The organism is Streptomyces sp. NPDC054794 (genome assembly GCF_053611585.1).
Genome location: NZ_JBSHAQ010000037.1, coordinates 1 through 22,130 on the forward strand (window position 1 = coordinate 1; position 22,130 = coordinate 22,130).

Here is a 22,130-nt window from a genome sequence, read left to right on the forward strand (position 1 = left end):
TGCGTTTCCGACTCTATCAGATCTTTTCTCGATCCGATTTCCTCGGTGCTTTCCAGGTTTCCGCTTCCGCGTTTCCCTTTCCGGCGACTCCGACTCTATCAGATCCCTTCGGGCCTGATTCCCAGTCAGCGGGGTTTGTCTTCCCGGCCGTTGGGCCGTTCCGACGCCTCAAACCTTAGCGGATTCTCTCGGCGATTCCCAATCGGGCCTTGCGACTCGAACGGACGCCACCGAGTCCCAAAATCGGATTGAATTCGGGCACGCCGAAAACAACCCTGCTGGGCGATCGTGCTGGTGGTTTGGTGTGCCGCTGCTGCGGCGGAGGTGTTGCCGGGGAACCGTTACGGCCCCGTGGCAACCCGAAGAACTCTACGGATCCGACAGGGGGCTGTCAACCACCCCTGTCAAGATCTTTTCTTCGCGGAGTCAGTCCAGGTCGGTGAGGCGTCCGCCGGCGTCCGGCTGGGCGTGTTCCACCCGGCGCAGGAGGCGGGTGAGGGCCTCGCCGAGAACCGTGCGCTCCTCCGCGGACAGGTCCTGGAGGAGGTCCTCCTCGAAGACCGAGGCGAGCCGCATGGCCTCCAGCCACTTCTCACGGCCCTCGGTGGTGAGCTCCACGATCACCCGAACGCGGTTGGACTCGTCCCGCTCCCGGGTGACGAGACCCTCCGCCACCATCCGGTCGATGCGGTGAGTCATCGCGGCCGGCGTGAGGCCGAGGCGCTTGGCGAGCTCGCTGGGGCCCATCCGGTAGGGGGCTCCGGAGAGGACCAGCGCCTTGAGGACCTCCCACTCGGCGTTGCTGATGCCGAGGGCGGAGGTCTGACGGCCGTAGGCGACGTTCATCCGACGGTTCAGGCGGGACAGTGCCGAGACGATCTTCTCGACCTGGGGGTCGAGGTCCTGGAACTCGCGCTGGTACGCGGCGATCTGCTCTTCGAGGCTCGGCTCGCTGCCGATGCCGGTCCTGCCGGGGGTGTCACCCATGGGCCCCAGTATCGCATGGAGCTGCTTGGCGTTGAAGTTCTTCGGCATGTACTGTTTAGCTTCGAAATTTATCTTCGAAGTCTTCGGTTCTAAGACCTGAGGTTCCGCAACTACGCGGACCGACTACCTGAGAGAGGTGAACGTGACCAGGGCGATGGGCGCAGCGATGCGCCGGATCCACGTGGGCAACGCACTCAGCGCGTTCGGGCTCGGCTTCACCGTCCCCTACCTGTACGTCTATGTGGCGCAGGTGCGGGGGCTGGGAGCCATGACCGCGGGACTCGTGCTCGCCGTCTTCGCCGTCGCCGCGCTCATCGTGCTGCCGTTCGCCGGTCGGGCGATCGTGCGGCGCGGCCCGCTGCCGGTCCTGCTCGCCGCCCTGGTCACGGCCGCGCTGGGCGCGCTCAGCCTGGGGCTCGCGGGCAGCGCGGCGACGGTGCTGCTGTCGGCGGCGGCGCTGGGGGCCGGGCAGGCCGTGATGCAGCCGGCGCTGGCGACGATGATCGTGGACTGCTCGTCGGCACAGACGCGGTCGCGGGCGTTCGCGACGCAGTTCTTCCTGCAGAACCTGGGTCTCGGGGTCGGCGGTCTCATCGGCGGGCATCTGGTCGACACGACCCGCGTCTCCTCCTTCACGCTGCTGTTCGCGATCGAGGCGGCGATGTTCCTGCTGCTGGTCGTGGTGATGTCGACGGTGCGGATGCCGCACTCGCCCCGGTTCGGGGACGCGCCGGCGCGCTCGGCGAAGGGCAACTGGAAGCAGCTGCTGGGGAACCGGGCCATGGTGCAGCTGATGGTGCTGGGCTTCGTCCTGTTCTTCGCCTGCTACGGGCAGTTCGAGTCGGGCCTGAGCGCGTACGGAGTGGAGGCCGCCGGAATCTCGACCTCCGCGCTGGGTACGGCCCTGGCCGCCAACACGCTGATGATCGTGGTCGCGCAGTTCGCGGTTCTGAAGTTCGTCGAGCGGCGTCGCCGGTCCCGGGTGATCGCGGCCGTCGGTCTCATCTGGGCCGTGGCGTGGATCGTGGCCGGGTACGCGGGGCTCGGGCACGGCAGCCAGGAGATGGCCACGGCCGCGTTCGTGTCGACGTACGCGCTGTTCGGGCTCGGTGAGGCGATGCTGTCGCCGACCGTGGCGCCGCTGGTCGCCGATCTGGCGCCGAGCGGGCTGGCCGGGCAGTACAACTCGGCCTTCGCCCTGGTCAAGCAGCTCGCGCTGGCCGTCGGGCCGGCGGTGGGCGGGCCCATGGCCGCCTCGCTGCACGGGCCGTACGTCGTCACGTTCCTGCTGTTCTCGCTCGGGATCACGGTGCTCGCGCTCCGGCTCGGGCGGCAGCTCACGCCCGCGCAGGACCAGCCGTCGTCGGCCGCGCGGAGCCGGGTGGTGGCCCGGGGCGAGGCGCCCACGGAGCCGGTGGCGGCGGAGGCGTAACCCCTTCTCGCGCCGCTACGCGCTTCCCGCGCGCGCAGCGGCGCGAGCTACTCGCAGGGCAGCACGAACTCGCACCACACCGCCTTTCCGCCTCCCGGCGTCCTGCGCGACCCCCAGTTGGAGGCGATGGTCGCGACGATGGCGATACCCCTGCCCGATTCGTCGCCCGGCTCCGCCCGGCGGCGGCGCGGGAGGTGGTCGTCGCCGTCGGTGACCTCGACGATCAGGCGGCGGTCGGTGCGGCGTAGCCGCAGACGCATGGGCGGGGTGCCGTGCTGGAGGGAGTTGGCGACCAGCTCGCTCGTGGCCAGGACGCCCAGGTCGTGCAGGTCGGCCGGGAAGCGCCAGCTGGTGAGCACGCCGGAGGCGAAGGCACGCGCGCGTGGGGCCGCTTCCACGCCGCCGAGGAGTTCCAGGGCGGCGTTGCGGAAGAGGTCGCCGTCGGGGCCCGTGCGGGCGGGGTGCTGGAGGACCAGGACCGCCACGTCGTCGTCGTGGTCGGCGGTGACGCCGGCGGAGCGGACGAGGCGGTCGCAGATCACCTGGGGGGTGCCCGAGGCCCCGGCCAGGGCGTGTTCCAGGGCCGCGATGCCCTCGTCGAGGTCCTCGTCGCGGCGTTCGACGAGGCCGTCCGTGTAGAGGACGGCGGTCGAGCCGGGGCCGAGGGGGATCGAGCCCGAGGTGTGGATCCAGCCGCCGGTGCCGAGCGGGGGTCCGGTCGGTTCGTCGGCGCGCAGGACCGTGCCGCTCTCGTCGCGGACCAGGATCGGGAGGTGGCCGGCGGAGGCGTACACCAGGCGGCCCTCGTTCGGGTCGTGGACGGCGTAGACGCAGGTGGCGATCTGGTTGGCGTCGATCTCGGTGGCGAGGCCGTCGAGCAGTTGGAGCACCTCGTGCGGGGGCAGGTCGAGGCGGGCGTACGCGCGGACGGCCGTGCGGAGCTGGCCCATGACCGCGGCCGCCCGTACGCCTCTGCCCATCACGTCGCCGATGACCAGGGCCGTGCGGCCGCCGCCGAGGGTGATCACGTCGTACCAGTCGCCGCCGACCGCGGCCTCCGTGCCGCCGGGCTGGTAGGTCGCCGCGATCCGCAGGTCGTCCGGCTGTTCGAGTTCCTGCGGGAGCAGTGAGCGTTGCAGGGTCACCGCGGTCTCGCGCTGGCGGCGTTCGCTGGCGCGCAGGCGTTCGGCGGCCTCGGCGTGGTCGGTGACGTCGGTGGCGAAGACCAGCACCGCGCCGTCGCCGCCGTCCTCGGCGACGGGGGTGCAGGTGAAGGTGTAGGAGCGGCCGTCGGGGGCCTTGCGGGACTTGAGAGTGCGGGGCTTGCCGCTGCGCAGGACCTGGTCGAGGAGGGGCAGCAGGCCCAGTTCGGCGAGTTCCGGGAGGGCTTCGCGGGCGGGTTCGCCCAGAGGCCGTGCGCCGAAGGCCAGGACGTAGGCGTCGTTGACGTACGCGGTGCGGTGGTCGGGGCCGTGGACGAGGGCGACGAGTGCCGGAACGCGGTCCAGGACCTCGCGGGCGGGGAGTTCGTCGACGGCGGGTACGGGCGATGCCTCGTCGGTCAGTTGTTCGGCGCGGGCCGCGGGCACGGAGCCTTCCCCCCGCCGGTCCGGGGTGACCGCGTGCTCGGTCCGCGCTGCGGCGCGGCGCTGCGTTCCGGGGAGCCGGGCGCTCCAGCGCGTGAAGTTCACTTGGGAAGAAGCCTCGTGGGTGCTGAGGACGGGCGGGGTACCCGTCCGAGGTCGTGGGGCAGTCTGGCAGTGTGGCCGACCGCGGCGACATCCGTCAGACGCCGGGGTGGCCCGTGGAGTTCCTCGGTCCGGTCAGGACGACCCCTTCGGGTCGTCCGAGGGGTCGTGATGAGGCTTTCCACCGGCCGCGAGTTCGAACTCCGCTCGCGGATGTTCGAGCGAACCCAGGGAGACGATCTCCCGCTTGAAGAGCCCGGACAGCGTCCATTCGGCGAGCACGCGGGCCTTGCGGTTGAAGGTGGGCACCCGGCTGAGGTGGTAGAGGCGGTGCATGAACCAGGCAGGGTAGCCCTTCAGCCTGCGCCCGTAGATCTGCGCGACGCCTTTGTGCAGTCCCAGGGAGGCGACCGAGCCGACGTAGGCGTGCGCGTACGTGTCCAGGGGCTCGCCGCGCAGGGCGTGGGCGAGGTTGTCGCCGAGGACCTTGGCCTGGCGCAGCGCGTGCTGGGCGTTGGGGGCGGTCTGCCTGCCGGGTTCCTCGGCGGTGACGTCGGGGACGGCGGCGGCGTCGCCCGCGGCCCACGCGTGCTCGACGCCGTCGACGGTCAGCTGGGGCGTGCAGGTGAGGCGTCCGCGTGTGTCCAGCGGCAGGTCCGTGGCGGCGAGGAGGGGGTGCGGTTTGACGCCGGCGGTCCAGACGACCGTACGGGTCGGGAAGCGCTGGCCGTCGCTGAGTACGGCGACGCGGTCGGCGCAGGATTCGAGGCGGGTGTCGAGCAGTACCTGGATGTTGCGGCGGCGCAGCTCGGTGACGGTGTAGCGGCCCATCTCCTCGCCGACCTCGGGGAGGATGCGGTCGGTGGCCTCCACGAGGATCCACTTCAGGTCCTCGGGCCGCAGGTTGTGGTAGTACCGCGTGGTGTAGCGGGCCATGTCCTCCAGTTCGCCGAGCGCCTCGACGCCGGCGTAGCCGCCGCCGACGAAGACGAAGGTCAGGGCCGCGTCGCGGATCGCGGGGTCGCGGGTGGAGGAGGCGATGTCCATCTGCTCGATGACGTGGTTGCGCAGCCCGATGGCCTCCTCGACGGTCTTGAAGCCGATGGCGTACTCGGCGAGGCCGGGGATGGGGAGCGTGCGCGCGACCGAGCCGGGCGCGAGGACGAGTTCGTCGTAGTCGAGGCGGTCGCCGCCCTGGCCCTCCTCGTGGGTGGCGAGCGTGGTGAGGGCCGCGGTCCGCTTGGCGTGGTCGATGGACGTCACCTCGCCGATGACGACATGGCACTGGTGCAGGACGCGGCGCAGCGGTACGACGACATGACGAGGAGAAATCGAACCGGCGGCCGCTTCGGGGAGGAACGGCTGGTACGTCATGTACGGGTCCGGAGTGACCACGGTGATCTCGACGTCACCCCGCTTGAGCTCGTGTTTCAGCTTCCGCTGAAGGCGCAGGGCGGTGTACATCCCGACGTAGCCGCCACCGACAACGAGAATGCGCGCACGTTCCTTCACCATCCCATGACGCACCCGGCGCTCCTGTTTGTCCACAGCCTCGGCAATTTGTGTGACCGGCGACCGGCTGTACGCCCGTTGGCCGGGGGGTCGGACCGGGACGAAAGGGGGCAGGTCAACGGGGGCGGACAGGAGGGCGCGAGGGTACGCAATCGGGACGTATATGCTCCGTACTCCGATCGGGGGGCGCACTGTGCGGAACCTGCCCCTTCTGAATTGACTCCCTCTCAACTATGTTCGTGTGTCGACGGGGTGTAGGGGATGTGGGCGAACGGTTCCGCGACGGGCGGACCCGGTCAGGAACGGCACCCGTTCCGCGCACTCCGGATTCAGTGGCGGGGAGAGTCTCCGGGGGGAGACGTCATTAACCGGGGGAACGCTTATGCACATTCAGGACACGCATTGGTCTTCCGCATCTGCCATCGCGCCTGGTGGCGGGGCGGTGAGCGCGGCGGCGAGCAACGGACGCGCGGACAGTTCGCGTACGACGCCGCTGCGGGTGGACGCACAGCGCAATCTGGAGCACGTGTTGCGTGCGGCGCGCGAGGTCTTCGGCGAGCTGGGTTACGGCGCGCCGATGGAGGACGTGGCGCGTCGGGCGCGGGTCGGCGTCGGCACGGTGTACCGGCGCTTCCCGAGCAAGGACGTCCTGGTCCGGCGCATAGCCGAGGAGGAGACCTCCAGGCTGACCGACCAGGCGCGTGCGGCGCTCGGTCAGGAGGACGAGCCGTGGTCGGCGCTGTCGCGCTTCCTGCGCACGTCGGTGGCCTCGGGCGCCGGCCGGCTGCTGCCGCCGCAGGTGCTGCGGGTGGGAGTCGCCGACGAGGAGGACTCCGTCGCGGAGGAGCCGAGGGTGCCGCAGCAGCGGACGCAGCCGGCGGCCGGTGAGCTGCGGCTGGTGTCCGACGAGCCGCAGGCCGCGGTCGACGACGCGGGTGCGGCGGCGCTGCTCGACGTGGTGGGCCAGCTCGTGGACCGGGCCCGTGCGGCGGGCGAGCTGCGGCCGGACGTGTCGGTGTCCGACGTCCTGCTGGTGATCGCCACGGCGGCCCCGTCGCTGCCGGACGCGGCCCACCAGGCGGCGGCCTCGGCGCGGTTGCTGGACATCCTGCTGGAGGGGCTGCGGTCCCGGCCAGTATGAGCGAGGCCAAGTCCGGACGGGGTCGGCTCGTTGATCCTTCCCCGTCCGGGTGACGGCTGGTACTGCTGCGCGGTAAGCCCCCCACGGACGAGTGGACGGCCCGTACTGTGGGGTCCTGAAAAAAGCCGGTGTGGCACTCTGACCCGGTGATCGGGTCGGGCTGGCAGGCGTCGGGGGCTTACCGCGATGAGCGTTGACGGGTGGGACGAGTCCCGCGGCGAGGGTGACCCGGAGGCCGGCGGCCTGACCTCACCGCAGGTGCCGAACCAGGGCGGCCCGGCCGGCCCGCCGGCACCCGGCGACCCGGGCCGGGGCAGCCTCCCCGCCCAGCGCGAGAGCAGCGTCCTGCCGCCGCGCACCGTGCCGTCGGCCGACGGCACGCTGATCGAGCGGATGCGCGCGGGCGACGACTCGGCGTACGAGGAGCTGTACCGGCGGCACGCGGACGCGGTGCGCCGCTACGCCCGCACCTGCTGCCGCGACGGCCACACCGCCGACGACCTGACCGCCGAGGTCTTCGCCCGCATGCTCCAAGCGGTGCGCGGCGGCGCCGGACCCGAACACGCCGTACGCGCCTACCTGCTCACCTCGGTGCGGCGCGTCGCCGCGCACTGGACCAAGTCCGCCCGGCGCGAGCAGCTGGTCGACGACTTCGCGGTGTTCGCCACGCAGGCCTCGCGCGGGACCGCGGCGTCCGAGGGCACCTCGTCCCTCGGCCCCCTCGGAGCGGGGCCGGACCTGGGCGCCGAGGTCCGGGCGATGCACGAGGCCGAGCAGTCCATGGCGATGCGGGCCTTCCGCTCGCTGCCGGAGCGCTGGCAGGCCGTGCTGTGGCACACCGAGGTGGAGGACGAGTCGCCGAGCCAGGTGGCCATCCTGTTCGGGCTGGACGCCAACGGCACGCGCGTGCTGGCCAGTCGCGCCCGTGAGGGCCTCAAGCAGGCCTACCTCCAGGCCCATGTCAGCGCCGCGCTCGCGGGCGACGAGGAGTGCGCGCGCTACGCCGACCAGCTCGGCACGTACGCCCGCCGCAGGCTGCGCACCCGCGCCGAGCGGGGTCTGCGGGGGCACCTGGAGGAGTGCGCCAAGTGCCGGCTGGCGGCCACCCAGATCGAGGAGGTCGCGAGCGGCATCCCCGCCGTCGTGCCGGTCGCGGTCATCGGCTGGTTCGGCGCCGCCGGGTACGCGAAGGCGCTGGGACTCGTCGCCGGGGGCGCCTCGGTGGGCGCCGCGGGCGCCGCCGCCGCGGCGGGCGGCTCGTCCGGCGGTGCGGGTGCGGGTGGCGCGGCCGCCTCGGAGGGGGTGGCCGCGTCGGTGAAGGCCGGTGTCGCGGCCGGGGTGGTCGCGGTGGCCGCCGCCGCGGTGGCACTCGCGCTGGCGAACAACGGCCACCCCGCCAAGGAGGTCGCCAAGCCGGCCCCGTCCCCGCCGGCCGTCCAGCCGACGGTGCCCTCCCCCGCGCCGTCGAAGAGGGAGAAGCCCCCGGCCGAGGCGCTGGTGGTCCCCGCGTCGGCCCCGTCGCCCTCGCACACCGCGTCGCCCGAGCCCACGCCCACCTCAAGGCCGAGCCGGAAGCCGCCCCAGGTGCCCACGCCTTCGGCGACGCCCAGCCCCGAGCCGATGCCGCGGCCCACCCCCACCCCCACCCCCACCCCGACTCCCCCACCGCCTCCCCCTCCGACGCCGGTCGTCTACCAGTGGAGGGATCTGCGGTACGACATCGTCGGCGACGGCACCCGGCCCGAGATGCGGCTGACGGAGAGCAGCTGGGTGTGGCGGCGCTACGGCCTCTCGATCGACGACCAGCGGTACGCGCGCGGGGTGACCGTGCACGGCAGCTCCTCCGTCACGATCGACCTCAACCGCCCGTGCTCCGCGTACGACGCGATGGTCGGCGTCGACGACCTGACCCTGCGGCTCGGCAAGGTCTCCTTCTCGGTCTACGCGGACGGGACGCGTTTGTGGGAGTCCGGGACGGTCAAGGGCGGGGACCCGGCGATCCCCGTCCATGTGAACCTGACCGGGCACAGGACCGTCCGGCTGATGGTGGAGCCGCACAGCAACGTCCTCGACTCGGCGGCGCTCGCGGACTGGGCGGAGTCGCGGTTCACCTGCCGGTAGAGGATCAGCCGCCGGCGGCAGTGGGCGCGCGGTCCAGCTCGCGCAGCACGTCGTCCACGCCGTAGGACGCTCCCCGGGCGCGCTCGGCCGCGTACTGGTCCGGGGACAGCTCCACGCGGGCGGTGACGTCGATGTGTTCGGCGCCGGAGCGCTCCGGTTCGGGGCGGGGATGGCCGTCCCGCCAGTGGTCGGCGGCGGCGAACAGCCGTACCGCGCCCGCCAGGTCGCCGAGCCGGGCCAGCAGGTCGGCCGCGACGTCCACGAGTGACGCGACGACCATCTCGGCGCAGTGCCGCTCCACGGCCTCGCGCAGCGCCTCGGCGACGATCGGCAGCCCCTTCCCCGGACCGGACTCGCCGGCCGTGACCAGGGCCTCGACCATGCGCACCGCCGCCGTGAACTGAGGGGGCGGGGTCCCGCCCGCCGCCGCGGCGCGGGTCTGATCGAACAGCTCACGCGCGCGTGCCAGGTCGCCGTCGTGCTGGGCGATGTGCGCCCGCAGCATCAGCACGAACGCCCTGGACTCCGGTACCCCGTAGCGGTCGGCGGCCGCGCTCGCCTCGTCCAGGGCGGCGAGCGCGCCCACCCGGTCGCCCGAGCGGTAGGCGATCTCGGCGAGCCGCGCCATCAGGAACGGCGACTCGGCGTACGCGCCCACCTCGTAGGCGAGCCGCAGCGCCTCCTCGTACTCGCGCCCGGCCTCCTCGAACAGGCCGCGTGCCATGGCCGCCTCGCCGGCCGCGCTGCACACCTGGGCCCGCATCCAGCGGTCCCCCACCCGCTTGCTGAGCACCCGCAGCTCCGCCAGGTCCTCGTCGACGCCGCGCAGATTGCCCGGGGAGTCGACGCTCATGTGGGCGCGGTACATCAGGGCGACGCCGATCTCCCAGTCGCCGCCGTAGGCACGGCAGTTCGCGAGCGACGCGTGCATATCGGGGCCCACCTCCCCGGGACCCCCGAGGTAGTAGGCGGTCAGCGGCCAGATGAGGCCCGGCAGCCGGGCGGCCTGCGGTCCGCCGCACTCGTACGCGGCCCGCACGCGCGCGACGTACCGCGGGCCCCGCTCGTCCGTCATCAGGTCCGGGGCACCGGACTCGGCGGTCAGGAACATGTCGAGCATGCGGAGGTCGGTGCGCCGGCCGTGCAGCGGATGTCCCGCCTCCGCGTCGGGGGCGGCGAGAAAGGCGCCCACCGGGTCGGCCTCGGCGGCGAGCCGGTGCCGGACCGCGGCCGGGGCGCCCTCGGGCAGGGTGTCCAGGGCGACGCCCAGGCGCAGCGCCGCCCGCACCCATTCCACGCCCTCCCGCCGGTAGTTCCGCAGCCACCAGAACCAGCCGACCGCGAGGACCATCGCGCCCGTCTCCTCCTCGTCGCCGTCGGACAGCGCGCGGTCGAGGGCCGCGCGGATGTTGTCCAGTTCGGTCTCCAGGCGGGAGATCCAGGGCAGTTGCGCCTCGGACCTGAGCAGCGGATCCGCCAGCTCGACCAGCGCGCGCACCCACGCGCGGTGCCGCCGCTCGGCCGCCGCGCGCAGGCCGGGGACCTCGGCGGCACGCTCGGTGGCGTACTCGTGGATGGTCTCCAGCATGCGGTACCGCATGCCCGCGGAGCCGTCGGGACCGGCCGGGTCGGCCACGATCAGGGACTTGTCGACGAGCGCGCCGACGAGGTCGGCGGCGGGTCCGGTGCACACGGCCTCCGCCGCCGCGAGGTCCCAGCCGCCGGCGAACACCGACACCTCGCACAGGACCGTCCGCTCGCGCTCGTCGAGCAGTTCCCAGGACCAGTCGACGACGGCACGCAGGGTCTGCTGGCGGGGCAGGACCGTGCGGCTTCCGGAGGTGAGCAGGCGGAAGCGGTCGTCGAGGCGGTCGGCGATCTGCCGGGGGGTGAGCAGGCGCAGCCGGGCCGCCGCCAGTTCGATGGCCAGGGGCAGGCCGTCGAGGCGCCGGCAGATCTCGTCGACCGCCTCGGTGTCCCGGAGCGCGACGTCGGCGTCGGGGCGGACGGCCGCCGCGCGCTCGGCGAAGAGGCGGTGCGCCTGCTCGGGGACGAGGGGCTCGACCGGACGCACCGACTCGCCGGGGACGCCCAGGGGTTCGCGGCTGGTGGCGAGGATCGTGAGGTCCGGGCAGCGGGTGAGCAGGGTCTCGGCGAGGTCGGCGGCCGCGCCGATGACGTGTTCGCAGTTGTCGAGGATCAGGAGTTGGCTGCGCGGGGCGCAGTACTCGACGAGCAGGGCGAGCGGGTCGTCCTGGGTGCTGACCAGGTCGTTGGTCATGAGCACGGTCTCGCGCAGACCGAGCGCGCTGACCACCGCGCCGGGCACCGCCTCGGGCCGGTCGAGCGGGGCGAGTTCGACGAGCCATGCCTGCGGGAGGCCGGCGGCGGCTTCCTCGGCGAGGCGGGTCTTTCCCGAGCCGCCCGCTCCGGTGAGGGTGACGAGGCGGGCCCTGTGCACTTCGGAACGAATGGCTTCGAGCTCCGGTTCCCGCCCGACGAAGGAGGTGAGGCGGGGGCGGAGGTTGCCGGTCCGTTCCCGGGGCTGGATCGGGGCGGCGGGCGCCGGAGCCTCCTGCGTGAGCAACTCCGTGTGCAGTGCTCGAAGTTCCGGGCCCGGGTCGGCGCCCAGGCCGTCGGCGAGGGTGCGGCGGGCCGTCTCGTACGCGGCGAGGGCGTCGGCGGGTCGGCCGCTGTCGCGCAGGGCGCGGACGAGGAGGGCGTGCAGCGGTTCGTCGTACGGGTGGGCCGTGGTCAGCTCCCTCAGCTCCGGTACGACGTCCTGGGCGCGTCCCAGGCGGAGGGCGGCCTCGGCGCGGGCGCGGGTCGCCTCCTGGCGCAGGGCCTCCGGGCGGGTCGCGGCGGTGCGGTCGGGGAGGTCGGCCAGGGCGGGGCCGTGCCAGAGCGCGAGGGCCTCGGTGAGGGTGCGGGCGGCGGTGGCCGGGTCGCCGCGGTCGAGGGCGGCGGTGCCGGCGCGGACCAGCCGCTCGAAGACGTACAGGTCGACGTCGTCCTCGGTCGCTTCGAGGCGGTAGCCGCCGGGGGTGGAGACGACGGTGTCCCGGCCGACGGTACGGCGGAGCCGACCGACCAGGGCCTGGAGGGCGGCCGGGGCGTCCTGCGGCGGGTCGTCCACCCAGACCTCGTCGATCAGGGCCTCGGGGGTGAGGGTGCGGCCGGGACGCAGGGCGAGCGCGGCGAGCAGCGAGCGCAGACGGGGGCCGCCGATGGCCATGGCGGTGCCCTGATCGTCCGCCGCTTGGGTCACACCCAGAATTCTGAACCGCACCGGGTCATTGTCACCGGGGCGTGGGGGCGGGGCACCGGGTTTCGGATCCAGGTGCGGCGTGAGGCTCCGGGCGTCGCCGGAGCGGCGGCCGGTGCGGAACCCCGAGAACCATCGGAGCCGGGCCCTGGGCGGGGCCTTCGAATCACCAGACCCGCGCGCAACACAGAGTCCCCGGAATCACGAACGGGGCCCCGGGCCCGGTGCGAAGACCCCAGGGGACCAAGGGGATTCCCAGGGTCTGGGACCCGTGCGAAGCCCCCAGGAACCACCGATCCCCACCCGACGCGAAGCCCCCAAAAACCACCGGAGCCGCGCCCGACGCGAAGCCATCGACAACCACCGGAACCGGGCCCGGGGCGAAGCCCCCAGGAACCACCGGAGCCGCGCCCGACGCGAAGCCCCCAGGAACCACCGGAGCCGCGCCCGACGCGAAGCCATCAACAACCACCGGAACCGGGCCCGACGCGAAGCCCCCAGGAACCACCGGGGCCGCGCCCGACGCGAAGTCATCAACAACCACCGGAACCGGGCCCGGGGCGAAGCCCCCGGATCATCAGACCCGCGCCCAGCACGCCCCCGGCAATCACCGCATCCGCGCCCAGCACGAAGCCCCCGGAAAACACCGGAACCGGGCTCGGGCTCGGGCTCGGGGCGAAGATCCCACGGGACTCACAGGACTGGGGCCCGTGCGAAGCCCCCGTGAACCACCGATCCCCGCCCGGCACGAAACCCCCGCCACCAAACCCCCGACAACCTGCACCGCGGCCCGTTGGTCTCTCCCCAGGGCGACGCTTACGCGCCAGACGCCAGCGCGTCCCTCCTCGGGGTGATACCGGCGGGGACCGCACGCGCGCGTGCCGGGGTTCCCGTCCAGCAGGTGCCCCGGCGGGCCAGGAGGCGGCGGAGCCAGAGTTCCAGGGAGACGAGGTCCGCGAGGCCGTCGAGGGGCAGTGGTTCGCCGGCCGCCGCGCCGCGCAGCGCCTTGCGGACCACCCGGGCCTCGATCAGGCCCGCCTCGGCGAGCAGCGGTGTGGTGAACAAGGAGACGAGGGAGTCGGCGGCGACGCGCAGCCCGGTGCGGGTGGCGACCGCCGAGGAGGCGTGGGAGGGGGCGCCCCAGCCGGGCGGCAGGTCGGTGATGCCGGCGCCTTCCAGGACCGTACGGAGGATCGCGGCGCGGGCGCCGGGCTGGACGCGCAGGGCCTCGGGAAGGGCACGGCAGGCGCGGACGACCTGGTTGTCGAGGAACGGGGCGTGCAGCCGCTGGGAGCGGATCTCGGCCGCCTGTTCCAGGATCCGGATGTCCGCCGCGTACCGGGCCAGCGCGGCACGCGCGCGATAGTCGCCGGGACGCTGGCCGGGGCCGATTCCGGAGCGGTTCGCCGCCCCCTGGAGAAGAACCGATACTTCAGCGAGTGCTTCCCCGGTCAGCCAGCGGGCCGCCGGCCCCGGTCTGGCCCAGGTGAGCGCCGCGAGGGACGCGCCCACCGCGCCTCCGGGTTCGTCGAAGCGGCGGCGCAGCAGCCGTTCGGCCAGCACTTCCACGCCCGCCCGGTACGGCGTCCGTGCCAGCCGCCGTGCCGCGCCGTACACGCGCGCGGGGACCATCACCGAGCCGTCCGCCTTGGCCAGGGCGGCGACCGGGCGCACCAGGTGGCGCCGCTTGCGGTCCATGAGGAGGTCCGCGAGGCGGGCCGGGTGGGCGTCCAGGACCTGGCGGGCGCCGTAGCCGGTGAAGTGGTCCGCGCTGCCGGAGGCCAGCCGGGCGCGGTGGCGGGCCGCCGCGATGAGGGACGGTCCCGGTTCGTCCGTCAGCGGGCCGTCCAGATCGGCGTACGGGAGCACCTCCTCGGCGCCGGTCACCACGACGTGGTGCAGGCGGGGGTTGGCGGCGAGCGCACCCGCCCGCTCCAGCTCCGCCTCGCGGCCGCCGACGGCCAGGTCGTTGAAGGTGACGGCCAGCAGCCGCTCGCCGGCGCCGGTGCCGTGGCCCAGGGGCATGCCGGGCATGCCGGGCATGCCCGCGGCCAGCAGGGCCAGCGTCCCCGAGGCGGGCCCCCCGGACAGGTCGGCCCCGATGCCGGCCACGGGCATCCCGCGCGCGGCACGCCGTTCGGCCGGGCCCATGCCGGGGACCGGGCCGGGGTCGATGTCGGTGCCGGGGACGTGCCGGGGCGCGGACAGGCGGGCGCGTACCGCCTCCACCAGCGCGTCCCGGACGGCGTCCACGGCACTGTCCGGGTCGGCCGGGGGCGCCGCCACCGCGAGGGAGGCGACCGGCTCGTACCCGGCGATCTCGCGGGCTCCGTTGCGCAGGATCAGCGCGTGGCCCGGCGGGACGCGTCGTACACCGTCGTAGGGGGTCGAGTCGTGCAGTGCGGCCGGTACGTCCGGGGCGGCGAGCAGGGCCGCGAGATGGCCGAAGTCGAGGTTGGCCTCGATCAGGTCGGCGAGGGGGAGCGCGGCGGTCGCATAGGCCGTGCCGCCCGCCCACGGGGTGTGGAAGACCGGGCGGGCACCTGCCAGATCGCCGCAGACGGTGATCCGGCGGCCCACCTGCGCGACGGCCGTGTAGCTGCCGGACCAGGCCGTCAGATGCCGAAGTGCGCCCCCACGCGCGGTGAAGAGGCCGAGCCGCAGTTCCTCGTCGGAGGCGCCACAGGTGCCGAGGACGGCGATCCGGTTCTGCGCGTCGGCCCGCACCACGCGGACCTCGTCGGGGCGCCAGTCGCCGACCGCCCACAGGGGATCGGGGTCGCCCCACAGGAGTTGGGAGCCGACCGGGTGCACGGTCTCGCCGTCGTATCCGGTGGCGCCGGCGGAGCCGATCGTGGCGGCACCGGCGGCGGCGCTGCTCCATCCCACCAACCACCGCATCGACGCCTCCACAGGCTGTGGACAACCACTGCACGGTACGAACGGTTCACCATGCTGCCATGAAGAACGCGCCCCGGAGGGGCGGCGGCGCCGCCTTCGATGCAGGGAACGCGCCGACGCACGCCCGCACGCACGGAAGCGAACCCTCGTACGACGCAAGGGAACTGCGACTCGAATGCGCCCCCGAAACGCTCCCCAAAAACGCCCTTAGCGCCCTCAACTCCCGTGGTAGGAGCGGTAATCGCCCGCGAGAAGGGGGGTCGGTTTTCAGCCAAATCGGCGACGCGGGAACAGGTTTGCACACGCTCCGTACAGGGTCCGCGCACCGCGCGGACAGCGCACAGTCCGGGAGGCGGGCATCGCCTCCCGGACCGGTCCGCCACCCGCGGGGATGAAGGTGGCGGTGTCCCCCAGCCCGCTGGATCCAGTACAGCGGGCCGACCCACGCAAGAGCCATGGAACCGCTCCCCCGGTGGCCGGAGAAGAGCGCACGGACGGGCGCACGGCCACACAACGGGGGCACGCCACGGGGTGCCGTGCACGGTGCGTACAGGGCGGGACGTCCGGCACGGACCACAATCCCGCCAACCGGAACAATGCCCCTTAACGCTTGGGATCCGGCGAACTACGCTGGGTTTACGAATGCCGCGTGGTTATGCCAGCGCGGCAGCCGTCTGTGTCGAGGGGTGGCGCATGTCCAGGGAGCAACGCGGGCCGAACGAAAAGCTCGGCGCCGTTCTCGCCCTCGCGGGAATCAGCAACGCAGGACTCGCGCGCCGCGTCAACGATCTTGGCGCTCAACGCGGGTTGACACTTCGCTACGACAAGACGTCGGTGGCGCGCTGGGTGTCGAAGGGCATGGTGCCGCAGGGCGCCGCGCCGCACCTCATCGCCGCCGCGATAGGACAGAAGCTCGGCCGCCCGGTGCCGCTCCACGAGATCGGCCTGGCGGACGCGGATCCCGCGCCGGAAGTGGGTCTCGCCTTCCCCAGGGACGTCGGACAGGCGGTGCGGTCGGCGACGGAGTTGTACCGTCTCGACCTCGCCGGACGCCGGGCCGGCTCCGGCGGCATCTGGCAGTCGCTCGCCGGATCGTTCGCGGTGAGCGCATACGCAACGCCCGCCTCACGGTGGCTGATAACCCCCGCCGACACCTCGGTGGCACGGGACGCGAACCCTTCCGAGGGCTCCGGGGCACCGATCAAAGTCGGCCACAGCGATGTGCAGAAGCTGCGGGAGGCCGCGGAGGACGCCAGGCGCTGGGACTCCAAATACGGAGGCGGCGACTGGCGTTCGTCGATGGTGCCGGAGTGCCTGCGGGTGGAGGCGGCACCGCTGCTGCTCGGCTCGTACTCCGACGAGGTCGGCCGCGCCCTGTTCGGGGCGTCCGCCGAACTGACCCGGCTCGCAGGCTGGATGGCCTTCGACACCGGCCAGCAGGAGGCGGCGCAGCGGTACTACATCCAGGCGCTGCGCCTCGCGCGTGCGGCCGCCGACGTCCCCCTCGGGGGCTACGTCCTGGCGTCCATGTCCCTGCAGGCGACCTACCGGGGCTTCGGCGACGAGGGCGTCGACCTCGCGCAGGCCGCGGTGGAGCGCAACCGGGGGCTGGCGACCGCCCGCACGATGAGCTTCTTCCGCCTGGTCGAGGCACGCGCGCACGCACGCGCCAGTGACGCACAGGCGGCCGGCGCGGCCCTGAAGGCCGCCGAGGGCTGGCTGGAGCGGGCCCGGGAGGGGGACAACGACCCGTCCTGGCTCGGCTTCTACTCCTACGACCGGTTCGCCGCCGACGCCGCGGAGTGCTACCGCGACCTGAAGGCACCGCGCCAGGTCCGCCGCTTCACCGAGCAGGCGCTGTCGAAGCCGACGGAGGAGTTCGTGCGCTCGCACGGGCTGCGTCTGGTCGTCTCGGCGGTCGCCGAACTGGAGTCGGGCAACCTGGACGCGGCCTGCGAGCAGGGCGTACGGGCCGTGGAGGTCGCCGGGCGCATATCGTCGGCGCGCACCACCGAGTACGTGAAGGACCTGCTGCACCGGCTGGAGCCGTACGGCGACGAACCTCGTGTGGTGGAGTTGCGGGAGCGGGCACGTCCGCTGCTGGCTCCCGCGTAAGCGCTCCGCTCGGGGTGCCGGGTCCTTGGCGTCTGCCGGGTCACTGTGGTCCTGGGGCCGCGGGTGATCTGCGGCTTGTCGCGCAGTTCCCCGCGCCCCTCGGGGCCACGGCTGCGCCGGCCCCTCCCGCCGGGTTTGAAGACGTTGTCAGTGGCGCAGTGCACTATCGATGCCGGGAGGTGGTGCAGGTGCGAGAGGGTGCGTACGACTGTGACGTGCTGGTGATCGGTGGCGGGATCGTCGGTCTGTCGACGGCGTATGCGATCACGCGTGCCGCGCCGGGCACGCGGGTGACCGTGCTGGAGAAGGAGCCGGGCCCCGCCCGGCACCAGACGGGTCGCAACAGCGGCGTCATCCACAGCGGGATCTATTACCGGCCGGGCTCGCTGAAGGCGCGATACGGGGTGCGGGGCGCCGCCGAGATGGTGAAGTTCTGCGCCGAGTACGGCATCGCGCACGCCGTCACCGGCAAGCTGATCGTCGCCACCGAGCGGGACGAGCTGCCGCGCCTGCACGCGCTCGTGCAGCGCGGCCGGGAGAACGGGATCCCGGTGCGGGAGCTCGGGGTCGCCCAGATCGGCGAGTACGAGCCGGAGGTGCGCGGCCTCGCCGCCATACACGTCGGGACGACGGGCGTGTGCGACTTCGTGGCGGTCGCCCGGCAGCTGGCCCAGGCGTCGGGCGCGGAGATCCGCTACGGGTCGCAGGTCGTCCGGGTGGACCGGCGGCCGGAACGCGGCGTGGCCGTGCTGACGGCGGCCGGGGACGTCGTGCGCGGGCGGGTGCTGGTGAACTGCGCCGGGCTGTACTGCGACGAGGTGGCCCGGCTCACCGGGGACGAGCCCGGAATGCGGATCGTGCCGTTCCGCGGGGAGTACTACGAGCTGGCCCGGCCCGATCTGGTGCGGGGGCTGGTGTATCCGGTGCCGGATCCGGCGTTCCCGTTCCTCGGGGTGCATCTGACCCGCGGGATCGACGGGGGCGTGCACATCGGACCCAATGCCGTGCCCGCGCTGGCACGGGAGGGGTACGGCTGGGGCGTCGTACGGCCCCGGGAGCTGGCCGGGACCGTGGTATGGCCGGGGGCCTGGCGGATGGCGGGGCGGCACTGGCGGTACGGCGCCGGTGAGCTGCGGCGTTCCGTGTCACGGGGAGCCTTCACGGAGGCGGTGCGCCGGCTGTTGCCCGCGGTGCGCGAGGAGGACCTGGTGCCGGCCGCCTCCGGTGTGCGGGCGCAGGCGGTGCTGCGGGACGGGACGCTCGTCGACGACTTCCTGATCCGGGAGGGGGCACGGGCCGTGCACGTGCTGAACGCGCCGTCGCCGGCGGCCACGGCTTCGCTGCCGATCGGCAGGGAGGTGGCCCGCAGAGCGCTGGCGGTCCTGTCGTCGGTGTGAGGCGTGCGACGGAAGAGGACCGCTCCGCGTCGGTGTCCGGCGCGCCCCACCCCGTAAAATCGACTCATTGTGGCTGACTCGCTGAACACCCCCGACACCCCCCGGCACGTCCCCGGCATCTCCGTCCGGCGCACCCGGGCCAAGGGCGAGCCGCGCTTTCCCGACGGCCCCAAGGCCGATCCGGCCGGCTCGCACTTCGAGCGACGGATCCGGAGCTTCCAGCCGCGGCGCAGCCGGGTGACGGCCGGGCAGGCGGACGCCCTGCAGCGGTTGTGGCCCAAGTGGGGGCTGGACATCGACGGTCAGCAGGTGATCGATCTCGGCGACCTGTTCGGCAACGACGGTCCCGTCGTGCTGGAGATCGGCTTCGGGATGGGCGAGGCGACCGCCGCGATGGCCGCCGGGGACCTCGGCACCAACATCCTCGCCGTCGACGTGCACACCCCGGGGCAGGGGAACCTGCTCAACCTCGCCGATCACCACGGGCTGTCCAATGTCCGCGTGGGCAACGGGGACGCGATCATCCTGCTGCGGGAGATGCTGCGCCCCGACTCGCTCGACGGGCTGCGCGTCTACTTCCCCGACCCGTGGCCCAAGAAGCGGCACCACAAGCGGCGGCTCATCCAGCCGGAGTTCCTCAGCCTGGCCGCCACCCGACTCAAGCCGGGTGCGATCGTGCACTGCGCGACCGACTGGGAGCCGTACGCCGAGCAGATGCTGGAAGTGCTGACGGCGCACCCGGACTTCGAGAACACCTGTCCCGAAGGCGGTTTCGCGCCCCGTCCCGGCTTCCGGCCGCTGACCCGTTTCGAGGGTCAGGGACTGGACAAAGGACATGTGGTGAATGATCTGCTCTTTCGTCGCGTACAGCACCGGGAGCAGCAGTAACCGGAGTCCTCGTTAGGGTCGATGCCGTGGCCACCTTCCCGCCGTACCCGACGCCGACCGCAGGCTCCTTCGAGAGTCCGCTCCGACACCCGCGCTGGTGGCAGCGCAAAGGGGTGCGGTACACGGCGATCATCACGCTGCTCGCGGTCTCCGGGCTCGTCATCCTCGCGCTCGTGCGCGAACAGACCGGCACCGAGGGGTTCCTGGTCGGGATCGGGCTCGCCGTGCTGCCCGTGCCGCTGCTCGTGGCCGCCTTCCGCTGGCTGGACCAGGTGGAGCCGGGACCCTGGCGGAACCTGCTGTTCGCGTTCGCCTGGGGCGCCTGCGCGGCGGCGCTGATAGCCATCGTGGCCAACAGCTTCGCCACCAAGTGGATAGCCACGGCCACCGCGGATCCGAGCAGCGCCGACACCCTGGGCGCCACCGTCATAGCGCCCATCGTCGAGGAGTCGGCCAAGGCGGCTGCCGTGCTCCTGGTGTTCCTGTTCCGCAGGCGGGACTTCACCGGGATCGTCGACGGCGTGGTGATAGCCGGGGTGACCGCCACCGGGTTCGCCTTCACCGAGAACATCCTCTATCTCGGCACGGCCTTCGGGGCCGACCAGCTCAACGGCGGCCGCGGCATCGCCTCCGTCACCGCCGCCACCTTCTTCGTGCGCGTGATCATGTCGCCGTTCGCGCACCCCCTCTTCACCGTCATGACCGGCCTCGGCTTCGGCATCGCCGCGCTCTCCGCCGACCGGCAGCGTGCGCGGCGCGTCCTGGTGCCGCTGGGCGGGCTGCTGCTCGCGATGAGCATGCACGCGCTCTGGAACGGCTCCTCGACCTTCGGCCCGTACGGCTTCTTCGCCGTGTACGGGGCGTTCATGGTGCCCGCGTTCGGGGTGCTGACCTGGCTGGCGATCTGGACGCGGCAGCGGGAGCTGCGGACCGTGCGGGAGGAGTTGCCGGCGTATGTGCTCGCCGGCTGGCTGGGGCTCTCCGAGCCGTTCGTGCTCGGTTCGATGCGGACGCGGCGGATGGCCCGGGAGTACGCCGGGCACCACCTCGGCAAGCCGGGGGCGCGGGCCGTGGCGCAGTACGAGGCCTACGCGACGTCGCTGGCCTTCCTGCGGCACCGGGGGCGCCGCGGGCGGGCGGGGGCCGACTACGTCGTACGGGAGCGGGAGTTGCTGACCGAGCTGTGGAACCGGCGGCAGATCGCGCGACCGGCCATGGAGTACGCGGCGCGGACGGCCGCGCCGCCGCGGCCGGTGTACGGGGTGCCGGTGCCGTACGGGTACGGCCACACGTACGGCCGACCGGCTGCGCCCTATCCCGCGTACAACCCGTATCGGACCTGACCGCCGGCCGCCGTCAGGCCGGAGCCGCAGTCGGGCAAAAGCACCGTCAGGCCGAGGCCTCCGTCAGGCGGTCCCCAGGAGCCGAGCTTGTGCAGGGACGTCATGTCGTGGATCAACGAGCGATCCGGGCCGGCCGATTCCGCGAGACGAGGGATCCGACCGCAAAGATCCCGCAAACACCGACCGGCAGTCCTGACGTCGGGGGGTTGTCGTCAGGACCGCCGGGGACCGGAGGGGGAAAGACCGGAGGGGGAAGGAGCCGGGGACCCGTCAGCGACCCGGGGGAAGGGTCAGGGGGTGAGGCCCTTGCCGCGCAGCCACGTCATCGGGTCGATGCCGGTGGCCTGGCCGCCGGGGTGGACCTCCAGGTGGAGGTGCGGTCCGGTGACGTTGCCGGTGGCGCCGACGCGGCCGATGACGTCGCCGGTGCTGACCTTCTGGCCGGCGGAGACGTTGATCGAGGACTGGTGGCAGAACCACAGCTCGGTGCCGTCGTCGAGGGTGAGGATCGTCCGGTAGCCGTAGGAGCCGGCCCAGCCCGCCTCGGTGATCGTGCCGCTGTGGATGGCCTTGATCAGCGTGCCCGTGGGGGCGGCGAAGTCGAGGCCGGTGTGGTAGCCGGAGGACCACATGGCGCCGGCCTGACCGAAGGTCGAGGTGATCGTGTACGAGGAGGTCGGCAGCGTGTACTGCTTGGCCAGCGCGGCCAGCCGCTCGGCCTCGGCCTTCCGCTTGGCCTCGGCCTCCGCCTTCTCCTTGGCGGCAGCGGCCTTGGCGGCGGCGGCCTGCTCGGCCTTGGCGGCCGCGGCGGCGGCCTGCTTGTCGGCGGCGGCCACGGCGGCGGCAGCGGCCTTGGTGTCGACCTGGCCCTGCTGCCTCTCGGCCTGGGCCATGATCCGGTTGCGCAGCGCCTCACCGGCGTCGTGCGTGCCCTGGGCGGTGTCGGCGGAGGTCACGCCGACGCTGCTGAGCGCGGTCGCGGAGCCCTGGGGCGCCGGGGTGGAGGAGCCGTCCTCGCCGAGCAGGGAGCCGACGGAGGGGAGGTCGGGCATGGAGATGGACACCGGCGGCTTGCCGGTGTTGGCGCTGGCCATGCCGCCCGCGCCGACGGCGGCTATGACGCCGACGCCCAGAACCGTGGAGCTGCGGGCGAGTCCGCCGCCGCGCTGCTTGGAGACCCGGTGCCGGCCGCGTACCGGGGGGAGGGACTCCTCGGTGGGGTTCCACTCCTCCCAGGGGCCCTCGTCGGTGCGGTAGCTGTCGTAGCCGAAGGTCTCGGTGCGCTGGCTCGGCACGAAGGGGGCTGTGGGGGCAGGCCGGTTGGACGCCACTCGGGCGTA

The 22,130-nt window shown here is 73.1% G+C and carries 13 protein-coding genes; 7 read left to right on the forward strand and 6 right to left on the reverse strand.

Annotated elements, in window-relative coordinates:
• Positions 1–426: 426 nt before the first annotated feature.
• Positions 427–987 (reverse strand): MarR family winged helix-turn-helix transcriptional regulator, encoded by a 561-nt coding sequence (locus tag ACWGKT_RS32015; RefSeq protein ID WP_356156374.1) that lies wholly within the window; start codon positions 985–987, stop codon positions 427–429.
• Between the two features lie 154 nt (positions 988–1,141).
• Here ACWGKT_RS32015 and ACWGKT_RS32020 point away from each other — a divergent pair, with 154 nt between their 5' ends.
• A complete protein-coding gene (locus ACWGKT_RS32020; protein ID WP_453276471.1) occupies positions 1,142–2,419 on the forward strand; it encodes an MFS transporter in 1,278 nt (425 codons plus the stop codon).
• A gap of 47 nt (positions 2,420–2,466) precedes the next feature.
• On the opposite strand, the gene ACWGKT_RS32025 is transcribed toward ACWGKT_RS32020, so the two are convergent.
• Both ACWGKT_RS32025 and ACWGKT_RS32030 read right to left on the reverse strand, forming a co-directional pair.
• On the reverse strand, positions 2,467–4,110 hold the full coding sequence (locus tag ACWGKT_RS32025) for an ATP-binding SpoIIE family protein phosphatase (RefSeq protein WP_356156377.1): 1,644 nt from the start codon (positions 4,108–4,110) through the stop codon (positions 2,467–2,469).
• A 132-nt stretch (positions 4,111–4,242) separates the two neighbouring features.
• Complete coding sequence (locus tag ACWGKT_RS32030; protein WP_453276425.1) at positions 4,243–5,622, reverse strand: NAD(P)/FAD-dependent oxidoreductase; 1,380 nt, start codon at positions 5,620–5,622, stop codon at positions 4,243–4,245.
• Positions 5,623–6,001: 379 nt separating this feature from the next.
• Here ACWGKT_RS32030 and ACWGKT_RS32035 point away from each other — a divergent pair, with 379 nt between their 5' ends.
• Entirely contained in the window at positions 6,002–6,760 is a 759-nt protein-coding gene (locus ACWGKT_RS32035) for a TetR/AcrR family transcriptional regulator (RefSeq protein WP_356156383.1), read from the forward strand.
• A gap of 186 nt (positions 6,761–6,946) precedes the next feature.
• On the forward strand, positions 6,947–8,881 hold the full coding sequence (locus tag ACWGKT_RS32040) for a sigma-70 family RNA polymerase sigma factor (RefSeq protein WP_453276426.1): 1,935 nt from the start codon (positions 6,947–6,949) through the stop codon (positions 8,879–8,881).
• A gap of 4 nt (positions 8,882–8,885) precedes the next feature.
• Here the strand turns inward: ACWGKT_RS32040 and ACWGKT_RS32045 are convergent, their stop codons facing one another.
• The gene (locus tag ACWGKT_RS32045; RefSeq protein WP_453276427.1) at positions 8,886–12,170 is read right to left on the reverse strand and encodes a BTAD domain-containing putative transcriptional regulator; all 3,285 of its coding nucleotides are present in this window, start codon (positions 12,168–12,170) and stop codon (positions 8,886–8,888) included.
• A 792-nt stretch (positions 12,171–12,962) separates the two neighbouring features.
• Positions 12,963–15,047, reverse strand: a complete 2,085-nt coding sequence (locus tag ACWGKT_RS32050) for an asparagine synthase-related protein (protein WP_453276428.1) — start codon at positions 15,045–15,047, stop codon at positions 12,963–12,965.
• Positions 15,048–15,740: 693 nt separating this feature from the next.
• Here ACWGKT_RS32050 and ACWGKT_RS32055 point away from each other — a divergent pair.
• The 4 genes from ACWGKT_RS32055 (at position 15,741) to ACWGKT_RS32070 (ending at position 20,790) form a co-directional block, all read left to right on the forward strand.
• Entirely contained in the window at positions 15,741–17,162 is a 1,422-nt protein-coding gene (locus tag ACWGKT_RS32055) for an MFS transporter (protein ID WP_453276429.1), read from the forward strand.
• Between the two features lie 179 nt (positions 17,163–17,341).
• The gene (gene lhgO, locus ACWGKT_RS32060) at positions 17,342–18,559 is read left to right on the forward strand and encodes an L-2-hydroxyglutarate oxidase (RefSeq protein ID WP_453276430.1); all 1,218 of its coding nucleotides are present in this window, start codon (positions 17,342–17,344) and stop codon (positions 18,557–18,559) included.
• 69 nt (positions 18,560–18,628) lie between these two features.
• A complete protein-coding gene (trmB, locus tag ACWGKT_RS32065; RefSeq protein WP_453276431.1) occupies positions 18,629–19,447 on the forward strand; it encodes a tRNA (guanosine(46)-N7)-methyltransferase TrmB in 819 nt (272 codons plus the stop codon).
• Positions 19,448–19,473: 26 nt separating this feature from the next.
• Positions 19,474–20,790, forward strand: coding sequence for a PrsW family intramembrane metalloprotease (locus ACWGKT_RS32070; protein WP_453276432.1), 1,317 nt, complete (start codon positions 19,474–19,476; stop codon positions 20,788–20,790).
• Between the two features lie 290 nt (positions 20,791–21,080).
• Here the strand turns inward: ACWGKT_RS32070 and ACWGKT_RS32075 are convergent, their stop codons facing one another.
• A complete protein-coding gene (locus ACWGKT_RS32075; protein WP_453276433.1) occupies positions 21,081–22,121 on the reverse strand; it encodes a M23 family metallopeptidase in 1,041 nt (346 codons plus the stop codon).
• Between the last annotated feature and the right edge of the window lie 9 nt (positions 22,122–22,130).